Annotated in this window: 17 protein-coding genes and 1 tRNA gene; 15 read left to right on the plus strand and 3 right to left on the minus strand. The window is 50.0% G+C overall.

Annotated elements, in window-relative coordinates:
- Positions 1 to 60 precede the first annotated feature (60 nt).
- The 10 genes from thiC (at position 61) to QU597_RS00870 (ending at position 10,344) form a co-directional block, all read left to right on the plus strand.
- A complete protein-coding gene (thiC, locus tag QU597_RS00825; RefSeq protein ID WP_310830945.1) occupies positions 61 to 1,746 on the plus strand; it encodes a phosphomethylpyrimidine synthase ThiC in 1,686 nt (561 codons plus the stop codon).
- Between the two features lie 186 nt (positions 1,747 to 1,932).
- On the plus strand, positions 1,933 to 2,160 hold the full coding sequence (locus tag QU597_RS00830) for a DUF1858 domain-containing protein (protein ID WP_310830946.1): 228 nt from the start codon (positions 1,933 to 1,935) through the stop codon (positions 2,158 to 2,160).
- 33 nt (positions 2,161 to 2,193) lie between these two features.
- A complete protein-coding gene (locus QU597_RS00835; RefSeq protein WP_310830947.1) occupies positions 2,194 to 3,453 on the plus strand; it encodes a DUF438 domain-containing protein in 1,260 nt (419 codons plus the stop codon).
- Positions 3,454 to 3,777: 324 nt separating this feature from the next.
- Positions 3,778 to 4,728, plus strand: a complete 951-nt coding sequence (locus tag QU597_RS00840) for an ROK family glucokinase (protein ID WP_206102732.1) — start codon at positions 3,778 to 3,780, stop codon at positions 4,726 to 4,728.
- 46 nt (positions 4,729 to 4,774) lie between these two features.
- The gene (gene rapZ, locus QU597_RS00845) at positions 4,775 to 5,674 is read left to right on the plus strand and encodes an RNase adapter RapZ (RefSeq protein ID WP_236336472.1); all 900 of its coding nucleotides are present in this window, start codon (positions 4,775 to 4,777) and stop codon (positions 5,672 to 5,674) included.
- Between the two features lie 18 nt (positions 5,675 to 5,692).
- Positions 5,693 to 6,667 carry a gluconeogenesis morphogenetic factor MgfK gene (gene mgfK, locus QU597_RS00850; protein WP_502572713.1) on the plus strand — a complete coding sequence of 325 codons (975 nt, stop codon included), beginning with the start codon at positions 5,693 to 5,695 and terminating at the stop codon, positions 6,665 to 6,667.
- 36 nt (positions 6,668 to 6,703) lie between these two features.
- The gene (gene whiA / locus QU597_RS00855) at positions 6,704 to 7,633 is read left to right on the plus strand and encodes a DNA-binding protein WhiA (RefSeq protein ID WP_054943369.1); all 930 of its coding nucleotides are present in this window, start codon (positions 6,704 to 6,706) and stop codon (positions 7,631 to 7,633) included.
- 97 nt (positions 7,634 to 7,730) lie between these two features.
- Entirely contained in the window at positions 7,731 to 8,000 is a 270-nt protein-coding gene (locus QU597_RS00860) for an HPr family phosphocarrier protein (protein WP_019914358.1), read from the plus strand.
- A 205-nt stretch (positions 8,001 to 8,205) separates the two neighbouring features.
- The gene (locus tag QU597_RS00865; protein WP_310830948.1) at positions 8,206 to 8,964 is read left to right on the plus strand and encodes an SIMPL domain-containing protein; all 759 of its coding nucleotides are present in this window, start codon (positions 8,206 to 8,208) and stop codon (positions 8,962 to 8,964) included.
- 285 nt (positions 8,965 to 9,249) lie between these two features.
- Positions 9,250 to 10,344 (plus strand): PdaC/SigV domain-containing protein, encoded by a 1,095-nt coding sequence (locus QU597_RS00870; RefSeq protein WP_310830949.1) that lies wholly within the window; start codon positions 9,250 to 9,252, stop codon positions 10,342 to 10,344.
- 89 nt (positions 10,345 to 10,433) lie between these two features.
- Here the strand turns inward: QU597_RS00870 and QU597_RS00875 are convergent, their stop codons facing one another.
- Positions 10,434 to 10,958, minus strand: coding sequence for a hypothetical protein (locus tag QU597_RS00875; RefSeq protein ID WP_310830950.1), 525 nt, complete (start codon positions 10,956 to 10,958; stop codon positions 10,434 to 10,436).
- Between the two features lie 237 nt (positions 10,959 to 11,195).
- Between QU597_RS00875 and QU597_RS00880 the strand changes: the two genes are divergently transcribed.
- Positions 11,196 to 11,837, plus strand: coding sequence for a GDSL-type esterase/lipase family protein (locus tag QU597_RS00880; protein ID WP_310830951.1), 642 nt, complete (start codon positions 11,196 to 11,198; stop codon positions 11,835 to 11,837).
- 100 nt (positions 11,838 to 11,937) lie between these two features.
- Here QU597_RS00880 and clpP read toward each other — a convergent pair whose 3' ends face one another.
- Both clpP and QU597_RS00890 read right to left on the minus strand, forming a co-directional pair.
- Positions 11,938 to 12,534 carry an ATP-dependent Clp endopeptidase proteolytic subunit ClpP gene (gene clpP, locus QU597_RS00885; protein WP_054943364.1) on the minus strand — a complete coding sequence of 199 codons (597 nt, stop codon included), beginning with the start codon at positions 12,532 to 12,534 and terminating at the stop codon, positions 11,938 to 11,940.
- A 192-nt stretch (positions 12,535 to 12,726) separates the two neighbouring features.
- Positions 12,727 to 12,801, minus strand: a tRNA-Arg gene (locus QU597_RS00890).
- A 331-nt stretch (positions 12,802 to 13,132) separates the two neighbouring features.
- Between QU597_RS00890 and QU597_RS00895 the strand changes: the two genes are divergently transcribed.
- From QU597_RS00895 to tpiA, 4 genes are all read left to right on the plus strand, one after another.
- Complete coding sequence (locus QU597_RS00895; RefSeq protein WP_054943363.1) at positions 13,133 to 14,185, plus strand: sugar-binding transcriptional regulator; 1,053 nt, start codon at positions 13,133 to 13,135, stop codon at positions 14,183 to 14,185.
- A 116-nt stretch (positions 14,186 to 14,301) separates the two neighbouring features.
- A complete protein-coding gene (gene gap, locus QU597_RS00900) occupies positions 14,302 to 15,312 on the plus strand; it encodes a type I glyceraldehyde-3-phosphate dehydrogenase (RefSeq protein ID WP_054943362.1) in 1,011 nt (336 codons plus the stop codon).
- Between the two features lie 110 nt (positions 15,313 to 15,422).
- Positions 15,423 to 16,604 (plus strand): phosphoglycerate kinase, encoded by a 1,182-nt coding sequence (locus QU597_RS00905; protein WP_310830952.1) that lies wholly within the window; start codon positions 15,423 to 15,425, stop codon positions 16,602 to 16,604.
- Positions 16,605 to 16,632: 28 nt separating this feature from the next.
- Entirely contained in the window at positions 16,633 to 17,388 is a 756-nt protein-coding gene (gene tpiA / locus QU597_RS00910; protein WP_054943360.1) for a triose-phosphate isomerase, read from the plus strand.

A 17,388-nucleotide genomic window follows, 5' to 3' on the forward strand; every position in this document is an offset into this window, starting at 1 on the left:
TGCTGCATATTCTTATTCAAAGACCATGTTGTTCACCCAACAATCTGAGGAGGAGAAAAAATGCCAGGAACAGTGAAGCAGGAAAACGTAAATCTCTCGGGATTTCCGGGAAGCCGTAAAATCTATGTAGAGGGTTCACGCCCGGACATCCAAGTCCCGATGCGTGAGATTAGTCTTACCCCTACCAGGGGAAGCGCAGGCGAAGAAATCAATGCGCCGGTGCGTGTATACGACACGAGCGGGTTATATACCGATAAAGTTGAACAAACGGATATACGAAAAGGGCTGCCGCCTCACCGTTTATCCTGGATTGCAGAACGAGGGGATTCGGAGGAGTACGAGGGAGCAGCCCCGCAGGAGGAGGAAAACGGGAAAACAGCCGCCTGCGTGACAGAGAGCTTTCCGGGATTACAGCGGCGGCCTTTAAGAGCGCGTCCAGGTACCAATGTGACCCAGCTGCATTATGCGCGGAAGGGAATCATTACCCCGGAGATGGAATATATTGCGATCCGCGAGAACATGAATCCTGAATTTGTGAGGGATGAGGTAGCTTCCGGACGTGCAATCATACCTGCTAATCTCAACCACCCGGAAAGTGAGCCCATGATAATCGGCCGTAATTTCCTGGTGAAGATTAACGCCAATATCGGTAATTCCGCAGTTTCCTCCTCCATCGAAGAGGAAGTGGAGAAAATGAGATGGGCCACCCGCTGGGGGGCAGACACCATAATGGATCTCTCCACCGGTAAAAAAATTCATGCCACCCGCGAATGGATTATCCGCAATTCTCCGGTACCGATCGGCACCGTTCCGATTTACCAGGCACTTGAAAAGGTAAACGGCAAAGCTGAGAGCTTGACCTGGGAGATTTACCGTGACACTCTCATTGAACAAGCGGAGCAAGGTGTGGACTACTTTACCATTCATGCGGGTGTTCTGCTGCGCTATATTCCGCTTACGGCCGGACGAATGACCGGTATTGTCTCCCGGGGCGGCTCCATTATGGCTGCATGGTGCCTTGCCCATCATCAGGAGAGCTTCTTATATACGCATTTTGAGGACATTTGCGAAATTATGAAGACCTACGACATAGCCATTTCCCTGGGCGACGGACTGCGGCCGGGCTCCATTGCCGATGCCAATGACGAAGCCCAGTTCGCTGAGCTGGAAACACTGGGAGAGCTTACGGAAATCGCCTGGAAGCATGATGTTCAGGTTATGGTAGAGGGTCCCGGTCATGTGCCGATGCATAAAATCAAGGAGAACATGGATAAACAGCTGGACATCTGCCGGGAAGCCCCTTTTTATACACTGGGCCCGTTAACCACGGATATTGCTCCTGGTTATGACCATATCACCTCAGCAATTGGTGCAGCAATGATCGGCTGGTTCGGAACGGCGATGCTCTGTTATGTGACTCCCAAAGAGCATCTGGGGCTCCCAGATAAAAATGATGTGCGCGAAGGCGTGATTACCTACAAAATCGCTGCCCATGCTGCCGATCTGGCCAAAGGTCATCCGGGTGCCCAGGACCGTGACAATGCGCTGTCCAAAGCACGGTTTGAATTCCGCTGGCGCGACCAGTTCCATCTGGCGCTGGATCCGGAGCGGGCGCTGGAGTATCACGATGCGACCCTTCCGGCAGAAGGAGCCAAGACGGCGCATTTCTGTTCGATGTGCGGTCCGAACTTCTGCAGCATGCGGATTTCCCACGGCATTCAAGAATCAATGAACCAGCTCACCTAACAGGTGAAATACTAGGCTGTCTCCCGGGCTGTAAAGGCTGTGGGAGACGGCTTTTTTTATCTGGTCATCGGGTCCGGAGGCGTAGCCGCTTCTTTTTAAAACTTAGTGATTGCAATCACTATTCGTTCTAAGGGCCTATGCTAAGCTGTTGTTGAGAAGGATTCTCATTAAAAAGGAATGGTGCACATGAACAAAGTGCTGAGAATGGATGAATCCATATTCGAGCTGGTAAGCCGACACCCTGAGGTTACCGGCATTATGGTGGAGCTGGGGTTTCAGGATATTGCGAAGCCGGGGATGCTGCAGACAGCAGGCCGGTTCATGACCCTGTCGAAGGGAATTAAGCTTCGGAAAATGGACCCGGATACCGTGCGGCAGACGTTTAAACGCCATGGTTTTGAGGTTCTTGAATAGAGCAATTAATACGGATAATAAGGAGCGATACCAATGAGTGAATTGATCAATAACCGTGAAGTGGACGTACCGGAACAGACCCGCCGCCAGGCGATGCTCAAGGAGATCATTAAAGAGCTGCATGCCGGTAAAAGTGTAGAGGAAGTCAAAGCGCGTTTTGCAGAAGCAGTGGGCGATGTGACGGTGGCGGAGATTTCCGCAATGGAGCACTCGCTGATGACAGAGGAGGGCATTCCGGTAGCAGAGGTGCAGCGGCTGTGTTCGGTGCATACGGCCATCTTCAAGGGCTCGATCGAACAGATCCACCGTTCCTCGAAGCCGGAGGAGCAGCCGGGCCATCCGGTGCATACCTTCAAGCTGGAGAACCGCGAAATTGAGCGGCTGGTGAATTTCCGTCTGGAGCTGCATGCCGGCAAGTTTCTGAAGAATGACAGCGAAGAGATCATCTTTAAGCTGCTGGAGGATCTCAGCCTGCTGCTGGATCTCGACAAGCATTACAGCCGCAAGGAGAATCTGCTGTTCCCTTATCTGGAGAAGTATGGGATTTACGGTCCGACCAAGGTGATGTGGGGAGTCGATGACGGCATCCGGGCCATGATCAAAGCAGCCAAAGCGGCGCTTAGCCAATACAGCGGGAATAAGGAAGAGATCGGTGCCCAGTTAGCTGAAATCATCAAGGAAGTAAACGAGATGATCTTTAAGGAAGAGAATATTCTGCTGCCCATGGCGCTCGATAAGTTGACCGAAGACGAATGGGTCAAAATCGCCCGGGAAAGCGACGAGATCGGCTTCTGCCTGACCTCACCGGAGCAGGAGTGGATCCCCGAGCGTGCTGCTGAACCGGAAGGAGCCGCTGTGCAGGAAGAATCCGCAGGCGAAAGCCCGCAGGGCTTTATCCGCTTTGAAACAGGACTGCTGTCGCTCCATCAGCTGGAGACTGTGCTTAACCATCTGCCGGTGGATTTAACCTTCATTGACGAAAATGACGTTGTCCGCTATTTCTCGCATGGTAAAGAACGGATCTTCGCCCGGACCAAGGCCGTTATCGGCCGTACGGTTCAGAACTGTCATCCGCCGCAAAGCGTACATGTGGTGGAGAAGCTGCTGGAGGACTTCAAGGCGGGACGCAAGGATGCAGAGGATTTCTGGATTGCTATAAAGGATAAGTTTATTTATATCCGTTATTTCGCTGTCCGCGATGAAGCGGGCCGCTACATGGGCACACTGGAGTTTACCCAGAATATCGCCCCGATCCGCGCGCTGGAAGGCCAGAAACGGATATTGTCGGAATAAGGCCACAACTTTACAGAAGTGCAATAGGTGCGATGCAAGACAGATCGCGCCTTTTTGTGCGCTTTCTAACCGGAGGAGTTCATTCGGGTTTAAGAGCGTGCCGGGACGATCAAGTCATAGATTTTGGTGGTAACGCATACAACGTTAATATGACTGGGGAGGGCGCTGCAAGTGTTCTTTGAAGCCTGTCCGGATTTGTTTATTCTGTGCTTAGGAAAAATGATACACCCGGGTGTGTCACCATTCCTTGACCGCAGGGTATGCTTCTATTATAGTGGGTACGTAGGATTAACTATTTTAGCATAGAAAAAGGTGGCTTGTTACATGTCTGAACTTATCTACGTTGGCGTGGATTTAGGTGGAACCACGATTAAAGTTGGAATCTGCAATGCCGAGGGAACCCTGCTTCACACTTTTGAGGGACCTACGGGGACTGCAGATGGCGTCGATGCCGTTATCGATAATATCGAGAAGTATGTGCGCCAGATTGTAGAGGAATCCCCGTACTCTTGGGAACAGCTTGCCGGTGTAGGAGCAGGCCTGGCCGGATTTACGAATATTCGTGAAGGAATCATCATTCTTGCGCCTAACATAGGATTTAGAGATGTGCCGATCCGTTCTATTCTGGAAGGACGCCTTAACAAGCCTGTCAAAATAGACAATGACGCCAATGTGGCTGCACTGGGCGAGGCCTGGAGCGGCGCAGGACGCGGCATCGAGAATTGTGTCTGCTATACGCTGGGAACCGGTGTCGGCGGCGGGATCATTATTAACGGCAAGGTATACCAGGGCTTCGCCGGTCTGGCCGGAGAGCTTGGCCACATTTCCGTTGTGCCTGATCTGGAAGCCATTCAGTGCGGCTGCGGCAACATGGGCTGCCTGGAAACTGTATCCTCTGCTACCGGCATTATCCGCATGGCTAATGATGCTGTAGCCCGCGGAGACCGCACCTCGCTCTCCATGGTGGAGAAGATTGCTGCGAAGGAAGTATTTGATGCTGCCAAGGCCGGCGACGAAGTCGCTCTGCGTATCGTTAACCGTGCAGCATTCTACCTGGGTAAATCGATGGCTGCAGTAGCGGCTGTGCTTAATCCGGAAGTGTTTATCGTTGGCGGCGGGGTATCCAAGGCTGGCGACATTCTGTTTGATGAGGTCCGCCGTGTGTTCGCCAAGCTGGCTCCTGAGCCGCTGCAAAAAGGCGTTACCATTGTGCCGGCCGAGCTTGGAAACGATGCGGGTATTATTGGTGCGGCGGGTCTGCTGCTGCGTTCTTAATAGACTGGAATTATTCATATACTATTCTTAGGGAGGGGACGCTTTCATGACCGAATTGGAGCAATCCGGAGCGGCTGGTGCCACCCTGATCATTATTACGGGCATGTCGGGTGCAGGCAAAACCATTGCTGTACAAAGTCTGGAGGACCTGGGGTTCTTCTGTGTCGATAATCTGCCGCCGGTGCTGATTCCGAAGTTCGCCGAGCTGATTGAGCAGTCGAAGGGGAAGATCGCCAAGGTAGCGCTTGTAATTGATTTGCGTGGGCGGGAGTTTTTTACAGCTTTATCAGAATCGCTAACCTATATCAAGAACGAGTCAACGATCGGCTGCGAAATTCTGTTCCTGGACGCCACGGATTCCGTGCTGGTGCAGCGCTACAAGGAAAGCCGGCGGCATCATCCGCTCGCTCCGAAGGGCATGCCGCTTGACGGCATCCGCCTGGAGCGCCAAATGCTGGAGGAGCTGAAGAATTCGGCTACTCTCTGTCTGGACACAAGCAGTATGAAGCCTGTACAGCTTAAGGAGAAGATCGTTTCAAGATTTTCTCATCTTGGAAAAAGTACACTCTCCGTTAACATTACTTCGTTCGGATTCAAGTATGGTATTCCGATTGATGCAGACCTCGTGTTTGATGTTCGCTTTTTGCCTAATCCGCATTATGTGGATCAACTGCGGCCCAAGACTGGCCAAGACAGCGATGTTTACGAATATGTAATGAAATGGCCTGAAACGCAAGTTTTTCTGACCAAGCTGCTGGATATGCTTCATTTCCTGATTCCCCAGTACCGTAAGGAAGGCAAATCCCAGATTATTATCGGCATCGGGTGCACGGGTGGCAAACACCGCTCGGTAGCCATTGCAGAGTACCTGGGCAAGATGCTGGGAGTCAGTGAGACGGAGACGGTAGCGGTCAGCCATCGGGATTCCGAGCGTGATCGGCATTAACGAGAGAAGGGGTCAATTGTGGCTGAAGAACAAGACAAACGTCCGCGTATCGTCGTTATGGGCGGAGGTACGGGACTATCTGTCATGCTTCGCGGGTTGAAGGAAAAGCCGCTCGATATCACAGCAATAGTGACTGTGGCAGATGACGGAGGCAGCTCCGGGATTCTGCGGAGCGAGCTGCAAATGCCGCCTCCAGGTGATATCCGCAACGTCCTGACAGCAATGGCCGATGTAGAGCCGCTGATGGAACAGATTATGAAATACCGCTTCAGCACCGGAGAAGGACTGGCCGGGCATAGCCTCGGCAATCTGATTCTGGCGGCGCTTACGGACATCTCCGGTGATTTTGTCACCGCTGTCCGTGAGCTTAGCCGGGTATTCGCCGTCCGCGGACGGGTACTGCCCGCTGCGGGTGATGCCGTTGTGCTGCACGCTGAAATGGCTGACGGTACCATTATTACCGGAGAGTCCAAAATACCGGAAGCCGGAGGCCGGATCAAACGTGTCTTTTTGGAGCCGGCTGATGTGGAACCGCTGCCGGAGGCGCTGGAGGCGATCCGGAATGCAGACGCCATTCTTTGCGGGCCAGGCAGCTTGTATACGAGTATTCTGCCCAATCTGCTCGTACCGAAGCTGGCGGAAGCCGTTGTGGAGTCGAAAGCGATCAAAATCTTTGTCTGCAATGTGATGACCCAGCCTGGAGAGACCGACAATTACACCGTAAGCGACCATCTTCAAGCCGTGTACGACCATATCGGCCTGCATTTGTTCGATTATGTTATTGTCAACGACGGGGAGATTCCGGAGCAGGTACAGGTCAAATACGCCGAAAAGGGTGCGCGACCGGTGCTGCTTGACCGCGACGTGCTCGACGGCAACGGCTATAAGGTTATTGCAGATAAGCTGGTACTATTCAAGACCTATTTAAGGCATGATACGGATAAGCTCAGTCATCACATCTACCAGCTGGTGGAGGACTGGATATCCAGATAGATTCAAGGTTTAATGAACATGAAAGAGGTGAGCCCCTTGTCTTTTGCGGCCCTTACCAAAAAAGAGCTGACGATGGTGGAGAGCCAGCCATGCTGCGAGAAGGCAGAGATGTCAGCGCTGATCCGGATGAACGGTTCTGTGCAGCTTTCGAGCAAAAAGGTGGTTCTTGACATCTCGACGGAGAACGCCGCGATTGCAAGGCGGGTATATTCTTTGCTTAAGAAATATTACCAGGTCCATATCGAGCTGCTCGTGCGTAAAAAAATGCGTTTGAAGAAGAATAACGTCTATATTGTCCGAATTCCAAACCGCGTGCAGGAAATCCTGAAGGACCTGCGGATTGTCTCCGAAGGCTTCATCTTTACCGATGGGATCGATGAGGAGATCGTAGGGAAGAACTGCTGCAAACGGGCGTACCTCCGCGGAGCTTTTATGGCCGGCGGATCGGTGAACAATCCCGAGGGTTCCTCCTACCATTTGGAAATCGCCTCCATGTATGAAGAGCACTGCAAAGCGCTGGTGGAGCTGGCTGGTGAATTTCACCTGAACGCCCGCTGCATAGAGCGCAAGAAAGGCTTTATTCTATACATTAAGGAAGGCGAGAAGATCATCGAGTTCCTGAGCCTGATCGGTGCGCATCAAGCGCTGTTCAAGTTTGAGGATGTGCGGATTATGCGCGATATGCGCAATTCCGTGAACCGGATCGTCAACTGCGAAACGGCTAACCTGAACAAAACGATCAGCGCTGCGGTACGGCAGATTGAGAACATTAAGCTGCTGCAGCGCGAGGTGGGTCTGGAGAGTCTGCCGGATAAGCTCCGCGAGGTTGCGGAAATCAGACTGGCGCATCCGGACATTAATCTCAAGGAAGTGGGCGAAATGCTCAAGGGAACGGTCAGTAAATCGGGAGTAAATCACCGTTTGCGCAAAATTGATGAGCTGGCGGATAAAGTCCGCGGAGGCTGATTATTTTTTTTCTAGTGTGGATGCGGTTATAATGATATAATATTATAAAATTAATGTGAAATTTTTGGGCAGATCTCAAATAGGGGGTAAGCGTTTCATGACAAAGCACCCGGTAGTTGTACGGTTGAAGACGGGGCTCCACGCTCGGCCGGCAGCATTGTTCGTGCAAGAAGCCAACAAGTTTTCGTCGGAGATTTTCGTGGAAAAAGACGATAAAAAGGTTAACGCCAAAAGCATCATGGGCATTATGAGCCTGGCGATCAGTTCCGGCACGGAGATTTATATTAGCGCGGATGGCGCCGATGCGGATCAAGCTGTAACCGCTTTGACAAGTCTTGTTAGTAAGGAAGAACTGGAGAACCAATAAGATTTCTAGCCAGACTTACTTATTCCGTATGACAAAAAGCCCTTCGGGGCTTTTTTTATTTGCCCAGGTATGCCGGACAACGGGTTTAAGGGAATAATAATTAAAAAATTAAGTTCCGGAAGTGCTGCAACAGATGCAACTTTTACCAAACAGGCCCGTCTAGAGGGTACCAAACATTAATAAGAATTGAAAGGGGATAACAAGCATGAAGAAATGGGGCAAATCATTCGGAGCGGTGCTGCTGGCAGGAAGTTTGATTGTAGGGGGAATGGGGCTTAGCGGAGTGTTTAAAGGTCCTGAAAAGGCTTACGCGGCTGAGGATATCCAAAGAAATATTGTCAGCGTAACAGGCAAAGGCGAACTGGCCATCAAGCCGGATATCGTATATCTGTCGATCGGTGTGACTTCGTCTGCAGAAACGGCACAGGATGCGCAAAAGGCTAACGGAGCCAAAATCGCCAAGCTGACCTCTTTGCTCAAGACAACCTGGGGCATTGCCGACAAGGATATCCAGAGCACACAATTCAGCGTACAGCCTAACTACACGTATAGTGAAAAAGACGGACAGCAGGTGAAAGGTTATATCGCACAGCATACCCTGCAGGTAGCTTACCGTGATCTGGCAAAAGTCGGCGCACTGCTGGATGCTGCTTCAACAGCGGGTGCCAACAACATCGGTAATGCACAGTTTGCGATTGAAGATCCTTCGGCATTTGAAGCTCAGGTCATTGAAAAAGCGATGGCTAACGCCGATGCAAAAGCGGCAGCAATTGCAAAAGCAGCTAAGCGCAGTCTCGGCTCGGTTGTTACGGTTATCCAGAACGATGACGGCAACAACCCGGTCATTTACATGGAGAATGCAGCCATGAGTAAAGCAGCTGCGGATACAGCCGGCGGGACATCTGTAGAACCTGGTGAAGTTAAGGTTTCCACACAGCTTAACGTTGTTTACGAACTGAAATAAGAAACAGAATATTGGAGGCTCTGCTACTGCCGTTACGGCGCAGCAGGGCCTTTTTTTCAGCGGAATCAGATCCTGGGGAGATATGAAATCTCTCATTTTGTTTAAAGAAATGTAACAAGACCCTTTAAAATGGCCAGGAAAACTTAAGAAACTGTAAGCGTCATTGTAACAATAGCGGCTTCTGTTTTCACTATAATAGTAAAAGTGGACCGGGATGTTAAGCTTCCGGGTCATATGGAATTACAACCAAGATAATCATCGTACCAGCGGAAGGGGAAATCATTCATGAATTTTATATCGAAGGAACATGCCCGCAAATGGGGTGCAGGAATGATGGCAGCAGGTTTGCTGCTTGGCGGAGGAATATTGCCGGCTGGGACTAGTCAGGCTGCAGCGGTAAAAACGGTAGCTAAGGCGGAGCAATCGCAGGTTGTCCTGAAGTGGAACGGAAGCATTACACAGCAGACCGGGATTTATAGCGGCGGAAAGGTATGGGTACCTGTCAGCTTCCTGCGTGATAGCCTGAACATGCCAGTGTCGTATGATAAGGCAGACAAAATCTACTCGATTGGTAAAGGTAACACACTGACCAAGCTGATGGTCTCGGATTACGGCATTTCCATTTCAGTGAATAACTATTTCCTTGGAGATTATGAAGGGAAAAACATAAATAACCGCCTGTATGTTCCATTCGATCTGCTAACTGATTATCTCGGTTATAAGGGTGATTGGAACGCGTCTTCCGGACGGCTCAATGTGATGAAGCAGGTACAGAATGCGATCACCATTAAGACGGAGAGCTACATTAAGGAACGGGAAGATGCGCCGATCAAGCTGGATTACCCCCAGGTGAGCGGTCTGGCAAACGCGGAAGCCCAGAAAAAGATCAATGATATGATTAAACAGACGATCCTTAAGTATGCGGCAGATGCCGAGAACCAAATCGCGAACAAATCGGAGGATGACCGTCCGTACGAATTTGAAGGCGGCTATGTCGTTACCTATAATCAGAACGGTGTACTCAGCCTGGTCACACAACAATACGGCTATACCGGCGGTGCGCATGGGATGACCTACCGCAATGCCTTCACCTTCTCGATGAAGGATGGCAAACGTCTCCTGCTGGGTGACCTGTTCGGTGCCAACCCTAACTATAAAAAAGAGCTGAACGCCAAGCTGACCAAGCTTATCAAAGCGGATGGAGGCTATCTCGGCGGATTCACCGGGCTGAATACAGAGAAGTATTTTTATTTGAAGGAAGGCAAGGTAGTGTTATTCTTCCAGTTATATGAGTATACAGCTTATGCTGCCGGGTTCCCTCAGTTCACATTCACCTTTAAGGAAATGCTGCCGGATGGAAGCAGTCCGTTTGCACGCTGAAGTGACGTAACGATGGCGTAAGCCTAGGCGTATCAGAAATGCCCCTTCGCTCTGTACCAGGGAGCCGGAGGGGCATATTTGAATTCATGTTATTGCCGGTATTTCTTAGTCCACTCCTCCAGCCATTCCGCATAACTCAATCCTTTGACCGTTCCCAGATCATCCCCATTTAGTGCATAATATCCCCCCGCCAATACCAGAAGCTTATTTTTGCTCTTAGGAGTTGAACCGCCCCCGATCACCTTGCCGTCCACAAGCATAACCATTACAGAGGTGTCATAGTTGTTTTCCTTGTAAATGGAAGCATATTTCTTCTCAAGCGGATGACCGCTTACAATGAATCCATACGTGACGATCTCTTTTCCAAGATAGGATTCGGGTTCTTCCTTTTGAACTCCCCATAGTTGCATATTGTAGTATTCCCTAAGCATCTCTCTGTCTAAAGTATACCTTGAGGTCTCCCCCTCGTTAGTAATGATATGGCATCCCATTGATCTCACGAAATCTGCAGCTGTTTTTTGATCATCTGCAGCAGCAGAGCGATCCTTTCCGCTGCACCCTGAGACCATCAGCAGGATAAGTCCGCTTAAGATGAAGAGCAGGAATCTTTTCATAGAATCCCCCAGTCCTGAGAATATAAAACTTCCCTTTACCGGATCATTATTTCATTAATCCGCAGCTGTATAAATACGAATCCTAAAGTACTTACCATATAAACTTTAGATGATTCTGAATATGACCGGTATCAGAAGCTCCGCCAATGCGGGTTATGGGTACCCGCCGTTCCCCGGTGCCCGCTCCATTCATAAGCTAAACAAAGAAAGCAGCTTAATGGATGGGAGGGAGATTGGATGAGCTATCAGTACACCGCTATTGGTGATTCCCTGACGACGGGGTTCGGAGCGCTGCCCGGTAACGGATTTGTTCCGGTTTACCGCAGAATGGCGGAGGCGCGCCTGCGTACGCCCATCCGCTTAACCAATTTAGGCGTAAATGGGCTGACAACAGACGGGCTGGAGCAGCGTCTTAAAGCGGATTACAACTTCCGGCTGGCGGTCAGCGATGCTGATCTGATTACGATATCAATCGGTGGCAATGATCTGATCAAGGCCGCTAAGGCGGCAGGCACCCGCCCTGGTGATCTGTCACCACTGCTCCAGAAAGCGCTGCGCAATTGCAAACGGAACATCAGCGACATCATGGGCACGTTATCACAGCTCAAGGCAGGTATGCCGAGGCCCTATATCATCCGCATTGTCGGACTCTACAATCCTTATCCGCAAGTCGATGAAGCTACGGACTGGGTCCGGCAATTCAACCGGTATACTTCAGGCTACAGCAGCCGGGTCTGCGGATTTGCCTCCATCTATAGTGAGTTTGCCGGCAACGAGCGCGGCCTGCTGTTTATTGACCATATTCATCCGAATGGGCGAGGCTACCGGGTTATTGCAGACAAATTGGATGGCCTGGGGTATGGCCGTTTGGGGTATTAAATAGATTTCCTTAATCCATAGGCATCAATCGATAGAACCGCACAAAAAAAGGCTGCCGGGACCGCTTTGGGTCCCGGCAGCCTTTTGGCTGTTGCTTCTGTTATACGCCTGTAGGCAATGTCTTCTCGATAACTTTATCGACAATACCATATTCAGCTGCTTCAGCAGCAGTCATGAAGTAATCGCGGTCCGTATCCTTCTCGATCCGTTCCAGCGGCTGGCCGGTACGTTCGGATAGGATGCGGTTCAGCTTGTCGCGCAGCTTGAGGATGCGGCGGGCACGGATTTCGATATCCGTAGCCTGGCCTTGAGCACCGCCCAGAGGCTGGTGAATCATAATTTCGCTGTTTGGCAGTGCAAAACGTTTGCCCTTGGCACCGGCGTTCAGCAGGAAAGCTCCCATGGAAGCGGCCATGCCCACGCAGATAGTGGAAACATCCGGTTTAATGTACTGCATTGTATCAAATATAGCCATGCCTGCTGTGATGGAACCGCCGGGGCTGTTCACATACAGGTGAATATCCTTATCCGGATCTTCAGCAGCCAGGAATAGCATTTGTGCGATGATGGAATTGGCAACCACGTCATTGACCTCTGTTCCAAGGAAAATGATGCGGTCCTTCAGCAGGCGGGAATAGATGTCATAAGCGCGCTCGCCGCGATTGCTCTGTTCTACTACCATAGGGATATAACTCACGTGGAAAACCTCCTTGAATTGGCTATTCGGATGTGTTCATTTTTACTGTTACCGTATTAACCACATGATAAACAAATTCAAACAAAAAGTCAAAGAAAGTCAAACTTAGTTTCAAAAAAAAGAGCCATCAAGTGGCTCTTTGGTTAATTAACAGTATGACGACTGCTAAATTATGTACAAAAAAGTAAATAATGGCGCGCCCGCCAAGAATCGAACTTGGATCTCAGGCTTCGGAGGCCTACGTCATATCCATTGGACCACGGGCGCAACAGAAATTATTATAATACATTTATTGTACAAATGCAATGGATCAGCGTCACTGTTCAGAAAATATCTTTGCCGGCATACAGGGACAAAGTATAGCCCTACCAGAAACAGGCCTAGACCGGGCATTTCTGTGCCTTCAGCCCTGCCTTCGGGTCTTTCCATGCCTTGTTAGATGTATAAGATAAACAGAGGTTGAGAATTATACTCTCGGATGACTTGCACTCCGCGTAATATTTGGTTAGAATATGAGTGGGACTTAAAAAGTTAACCCGGGACGTTTTGAGACCACGAACAAGGGAATAGAGAAAGACGAAGTTGCAGGAGTGAAAGCATGCGCAATTTATTGGAAATCCAAAAGCAGCTTCTGCCGGATCTCATGGAAACCCTTAAGAGACGTTACACGATTCTACATCAGATCATGCTGTCCGATATTATTGGGCGCAGAACGCTGGCTGCCTCGCTGGATATGACCGAGCGTGTGCTGCGTGCCGAGACGGATCTTCTGAAATCGCAAGGGCTCATTGAGATCGAGAGTGTCGGCATGCGCATTAGCGATGCCGGTCGCAGAACGCTTGACCTGCTGGAGCCGATCGCCAAGAGTCTGTTTGGCCTGGATGATCTGGAAGAGAAGATTCGCTCAACGTATGGTCTTAATAAAGTAATAATTGTGCCCGGTGATTGCGAGACATCGCCGTTCACGAAGCGTGAGCTGGGGCGTGCAGGCGCGAAGGCATTTCTCGGAGTGCTGCGCAGCGACGATACCATTGCCGTAACAGGCGGCTCCACTTTGGCTGAGATGGCCGATCAGCTGACCTTGCCCTTATCCCTTTCCTATAAGAATGCATGGGTTGTCCCTGCACGCGGAGGACTTGGAGAGAGCATGGAAATTCAGGCGAATACGATTGCTTCAACAATGGCTAAGCGGATCGGGGCGAATTACCGTCTGCTGCATGTGCCGGATCTGCTCAGTGAGGATGCTTACCAGTCTCTGGGGCATGACTCGAACATTGGGGAGATCGTGCAAATCATCCGCAGATCGCGTATTATTGTTCATGGAATCGGCGATGCCATTGAAATGACCCGCCGCCGCAAGCTGGATGAGACGACAGTCTCAGAAATCCAGGCAGAAGGCGCGGTTGCCGAATCGTTCGGCTATTATTTTAACGAAGCTGGCCAGGTGGTCCATACCATGCTTACGATGGGGCTCCGTCTAGAGGATATCATCCGCACGGAAGTTGTTGTCGGTATAGCAGGGGGCAAACGCAAGGCCAAAGCAATCCACGCAATGCTGCGATTCGGGCAAGAGGACATTCTTGTTACAGATGAGGCTGCTGCCGTCGAAATCGGCAAAGAAATCGACAAACAGTTGCAGCAAGTTCTATAGCTTCCAAGATATGGGGAGCGCCCGCAGTTATTTTGCATTATACTTAACATTGTTGTCTTGACGAGCTTAACCGCTTGTCTTGAATAAATAAAACGAAATCTAGGAGGAACTATTCAATGAGTGTAAAAGTTGGTATTAACGGTTTTGGACGTATTGGACGCCTTGCATTCCGCCGTATTCAAAATGTAGAAGGTATCGAAGTGGTAGCAATCAACGACCTGACTGACGCTAAGATGCTTGCTCATTTGCTTAAATATGATACAACTCAAGGTAAATTCCAAGGTGAAGTTGAAGTTCATGACGGATTCTTCAAAGTGAACGGCAAAGACGTTAAGGTTCTGGCTAACCGCAACCCTGAAGAACTTCCTTGGGGAGAGCTTGGCGTAGATATCGTTCTGGAGTGCACAGGTTTCTTCACAACTAAAGAAGCTGCTGAAAAACACCTTAAAGGCGGAGCTAAAAAAGTAGTTATCTCTGCTCCAGCTACAGGCGACATGAAAACTGTTGTTTACAACGTAAACGATGACATCCTTGATGGTTCCGAAACAGTTATCTCCGGCGCATCTTGCACAACTAACTGCCTGGCTCCAATGGCAAAAGTCCTGAACGACAAGTTCGGTATCGTTGAAGGCCTGATGACTACTATCCACGCTTACACAGGTGACCAGAATACTCTTGATGCTCCACACGCAAAAGGCGACTTCAGACGTGCCCGCGCTGCTGCTGAGAACATCATCCCTAACACTACCGGTGCTGCAAAAGCAATCGGTCTGGTTATCCCAGAACTGAAAGGTAAACTTGACGGTGCAGCACAACGTGTGCCTGTAGCGACTGGTTCCCTGACTGAGCTGGTAACTGTTCTGGATAAGAGCGTTACTGTTGAAGAAATCAACGCAGCTATGAAAGAAGCTTCCGATCCAGAAACTTACGGCTACACTGAAGATGAAATCGTATCTTCCGACATCAAGGGTATGACTTTCGGTTCCCTGTTTGATGCAACTCAAACTAAAGTTCTGACTGTTGGCGACAAACAACTGGTTAAAACCGTTGCTTGGTATGACAATGAAATGTCCTACACTGCACAACTCGTTCGCACTTTGGAAAAATTCGCTAAACTTGCTCAATAAGATCGTTTTAATATAAGCAGCATCTATAGAGCGGAAACAGAACTTCCTTGTTTCCGCTCTTTCTAAATGGATTATCATGAACCAATTTTGGGTGTGGAGGAAAACTAATCATGAACAAAAAAAGCGTCCGTGATGTAGAAGTAACAGGCAAACGCGTATTCGTACGCGTCGATTTCAACGTGCCAGTGGAAGACGGTAAGATCACTGATGATACCCGTATCCGCGAAACACTTCCAACGATTAAATACCTGATCGAGAACGGTGCAAAGGTCATTCTGGCCAGCCACATGGGCCGTCCGAAGGGTCAATTCGTTGATTCCATGCGCCTTACTGGTGCTGCTGTTCGTTTGTCCGAGCTGCTCGGCAAACCGGTAGCCAAAGCTGATGAAGCTGTGGGTGATGCAGTGAAAGCGCAAATCGCTGAACTGAACAATGGCGATGTGCTTGTGCTTGAGAATGTCCGTTTCTATCCGGGTGAAGAAAAGAACGATCCTGAACTGGCTAAGCAGTTCGCAGAACTGGCTGACCTGTTCGTCAACGATGCATTCGGCGCGGCACACCGTGCACATGCTTCGACTGAAGGTATCGCTCACTTCCTGCCGGCTGTATCCGGTCTGCTGATGGAGAAAGAATTGTCCGTACTGGGCAAAGCTCTTTCGAACCCTGAGCGTCCTTTCACTGCCATCATCGGCGGTTCCAAGGTTAAGGACAAAATCGACGTTATCGACAACCTCTTGAACCTGGCTGACAATGTTCTGATCGGCGGCGGCCTTTCCTATACATTCACCAAAGCTCAAGGTTATGAAATCGGCAACTCGCTGGTAGACAACGACAAAATTGATGCTGCTCTCGGATTCATTGAGAAAGCTGAAAAATTGGGCAAAAACTTCGTGCTTCCGGTTGACGTTGTAGTTGCTGACAAGTTCGGCGCTGATGCCAACACCAAAATTGTAGATGTAACTGAAATTCCTGCAGGCTGGGAAGGTCTGGACATCGGTCCTAAGACTCGTGAAATCTATGCTGATATTATCAAAAACTCCAAGCTGGTTGTCTGGAACGGTCCTATGGGCGTGTTCGAAATCGACATCTTTGCTGAAGGTACAATTGCCGTAGCGAAGGCTTGCGCAACAACTGAGGGTTATACTGTGATCGGCGGCGGAGATTCCGCAGCTGCAGCTGAGAAATTCCACCTGGCTGACCAAATGGATCACATCTCCACAGGCGGCGGTGCATCCCTGGAGTTCATGGAAGGTAAGGCACTTCCTGGCGTAGAGGCACTGAACGACAAGTAAGACGCGAAGAAGGAGGCAATTCAAGATTATGAGCAGAACACCTATTATTGCGGGCAACTGGAAAATGTTCAAAACCGTTCCGGAAGCCGAAGGTTTCATCGCTGAAATTAAAGGCCAAGCAGAAGTAGAAGGCGTTGAAACTGTCATCTGCGCTCCTTTTACTAACCTGCCTGCTCTGGTTGCAGCGGTTAAAGGAACAAGCATCAAAATCGGTGCACAGAACCTGCACTTCGAAGATAACGGCGCTTATACAGGCGAGATCAGCGGCGTAATGCTGAAGGATCTTGGTGTAGACTACGTGATCATCGGCCACTCCGAGCGTCGTGCTTATTTCGGCGAAACGGATGAAATTGTGAACAAAAAAATGCATGCGGCTTTCCGCCACGGCATTACTCCTATCGTATGTGTCGGCGAAAAGCTCGAAGAGCGTGAAGCTGACCAGACTAAGGATGTTTGCAAAGTTCAAACCGAAGCGGCATTTGCCGGTCTGAGTGCTGAACAAGCAGCTCAAGTGGTTATTGCTTATGAGCCTATCTGGGCTATCGGAACAGGTAAATCCTCTACTTCCCAGGATGCCAACGAAGTTATTGCTTACATCCGTACCCTTGTAAAAGGCCTGTACGATGAAGCAACAGCTGAAGCTGTACGCATTCAATACGGCGGCAGTGTGAAGCCTGAGAACGTAACGGAGTACATGAGTCAAAGCGACATCGACGGCGCTCTTGTCGGCGGTGCCAGCCTGCAGCCTGCTTCCTTCGTTTCACTCGTTGAGGGGGCGAAATAA

The organism is Paenibacillus pedocola (assembly GCF_031599675.1).
In the GTDB taxonomy this organism is placed as follows: Bacteria; Bacillota; Bacilli; order Paenibacillales; family Paenibacillaceae; genus Paenibacillus_AQ; species Paenibacillus_AQ pedocola.

Bases quoted from the DNA above. Each gene is read 5' to 3' on its own strand.
- QU597_RS00835 (WP_310830947.1), top strand. From the start codon at position 2,194: ATGAGTGAATTGATCAATAACCGTGAAGTGGACGTACCGGAACAGACC.
- tpiA (WP_054943360.1), top strand. From the start codon at position 16,633: ATGAGCAGAACACCTATTATTGCGGGCAACTGGAAAATGTTCAAAACC.
- QU597_RS00840 (WP_206102732.1), top strand. From the start codon at position 3,778: ATGTCTGAACTTATCTACGTTGGCGTGGATTTAGGTGGAACCACGATT.
- rapZ (WP_236336472.1), top strand. From the start codon at position 4,775: ATGACCGAATTGGAGCAATCCGGAGCGGCTGGTGCCACCCTGATCATT.
- thiC (WP_310830945.1), top strand. From the start codon at position 61: ATGCCAGGAACAGTGAAGCAGGAAAACGTAAATCTCTCGGGATTTCCG.
- QU597_RS00905 (WP_310830952.1), top strand. From the start codon at position 15,423: ATGAACAAAAAAAGCGTCCGTGATGTAGAAGTAACAGGCAAACGCGTA.
- QU597_RS00865 (WP_310830948.1), top strand. From the start codon at position 8,206: ATGAAGAAATGGGGCAAATCATTCGGAGCGGTGCTGCTGGCAGGAAGT.
- QU597_RS00875 (WP_310830950.1), bottom strand. From the start codon at position 10,958: ATGAAAAGATTCCTGCTCTTCATCTTAAGCGGACTTATCCTGCTGATG.
- gap (WP_054943362.1), top strand. From the start codon at position 14,302: ATGAGTGTAAAAGTTGGTATTAACGGTTTTGGACGTATTGGACGCCTT.
- QU597_RS00880 (WP_310830951.1), top strand. From the start codon at position 11,196: ATGAGCTATCAGTACACCGCTATTGGTGATTCCCTGACGACGGGGTTC.
- QU597_RS00860 (WP_019914358.1), top strand. From the start codon at position 7,731: ATGACAAAGCACCCGGTAGTTGTACGGTTGAAGACGGGGCTCCACGCT.
- QU597_RS00895 (WP_054943363.1), top strand. From the start codon at position 13,133: ATGCGCAATTTATTGGAAATCCAAAAGCAGCTTCTGCCGGATCTCATG.
- QU597_RS00870 (WP_310830949.1), top strand. From the start codon at position 9,250: ATGAATTTTATATCGAAGGAACATGCCCGCAAATGGGGTGCAGGAATG.
- QU597_RS00830 (WP_310830946.1), top strand. From the start codon at position 1,933: ATGAACAAAGTGCTGAGAATGGATGAATCCATATTCGAGCTGGTAAGC.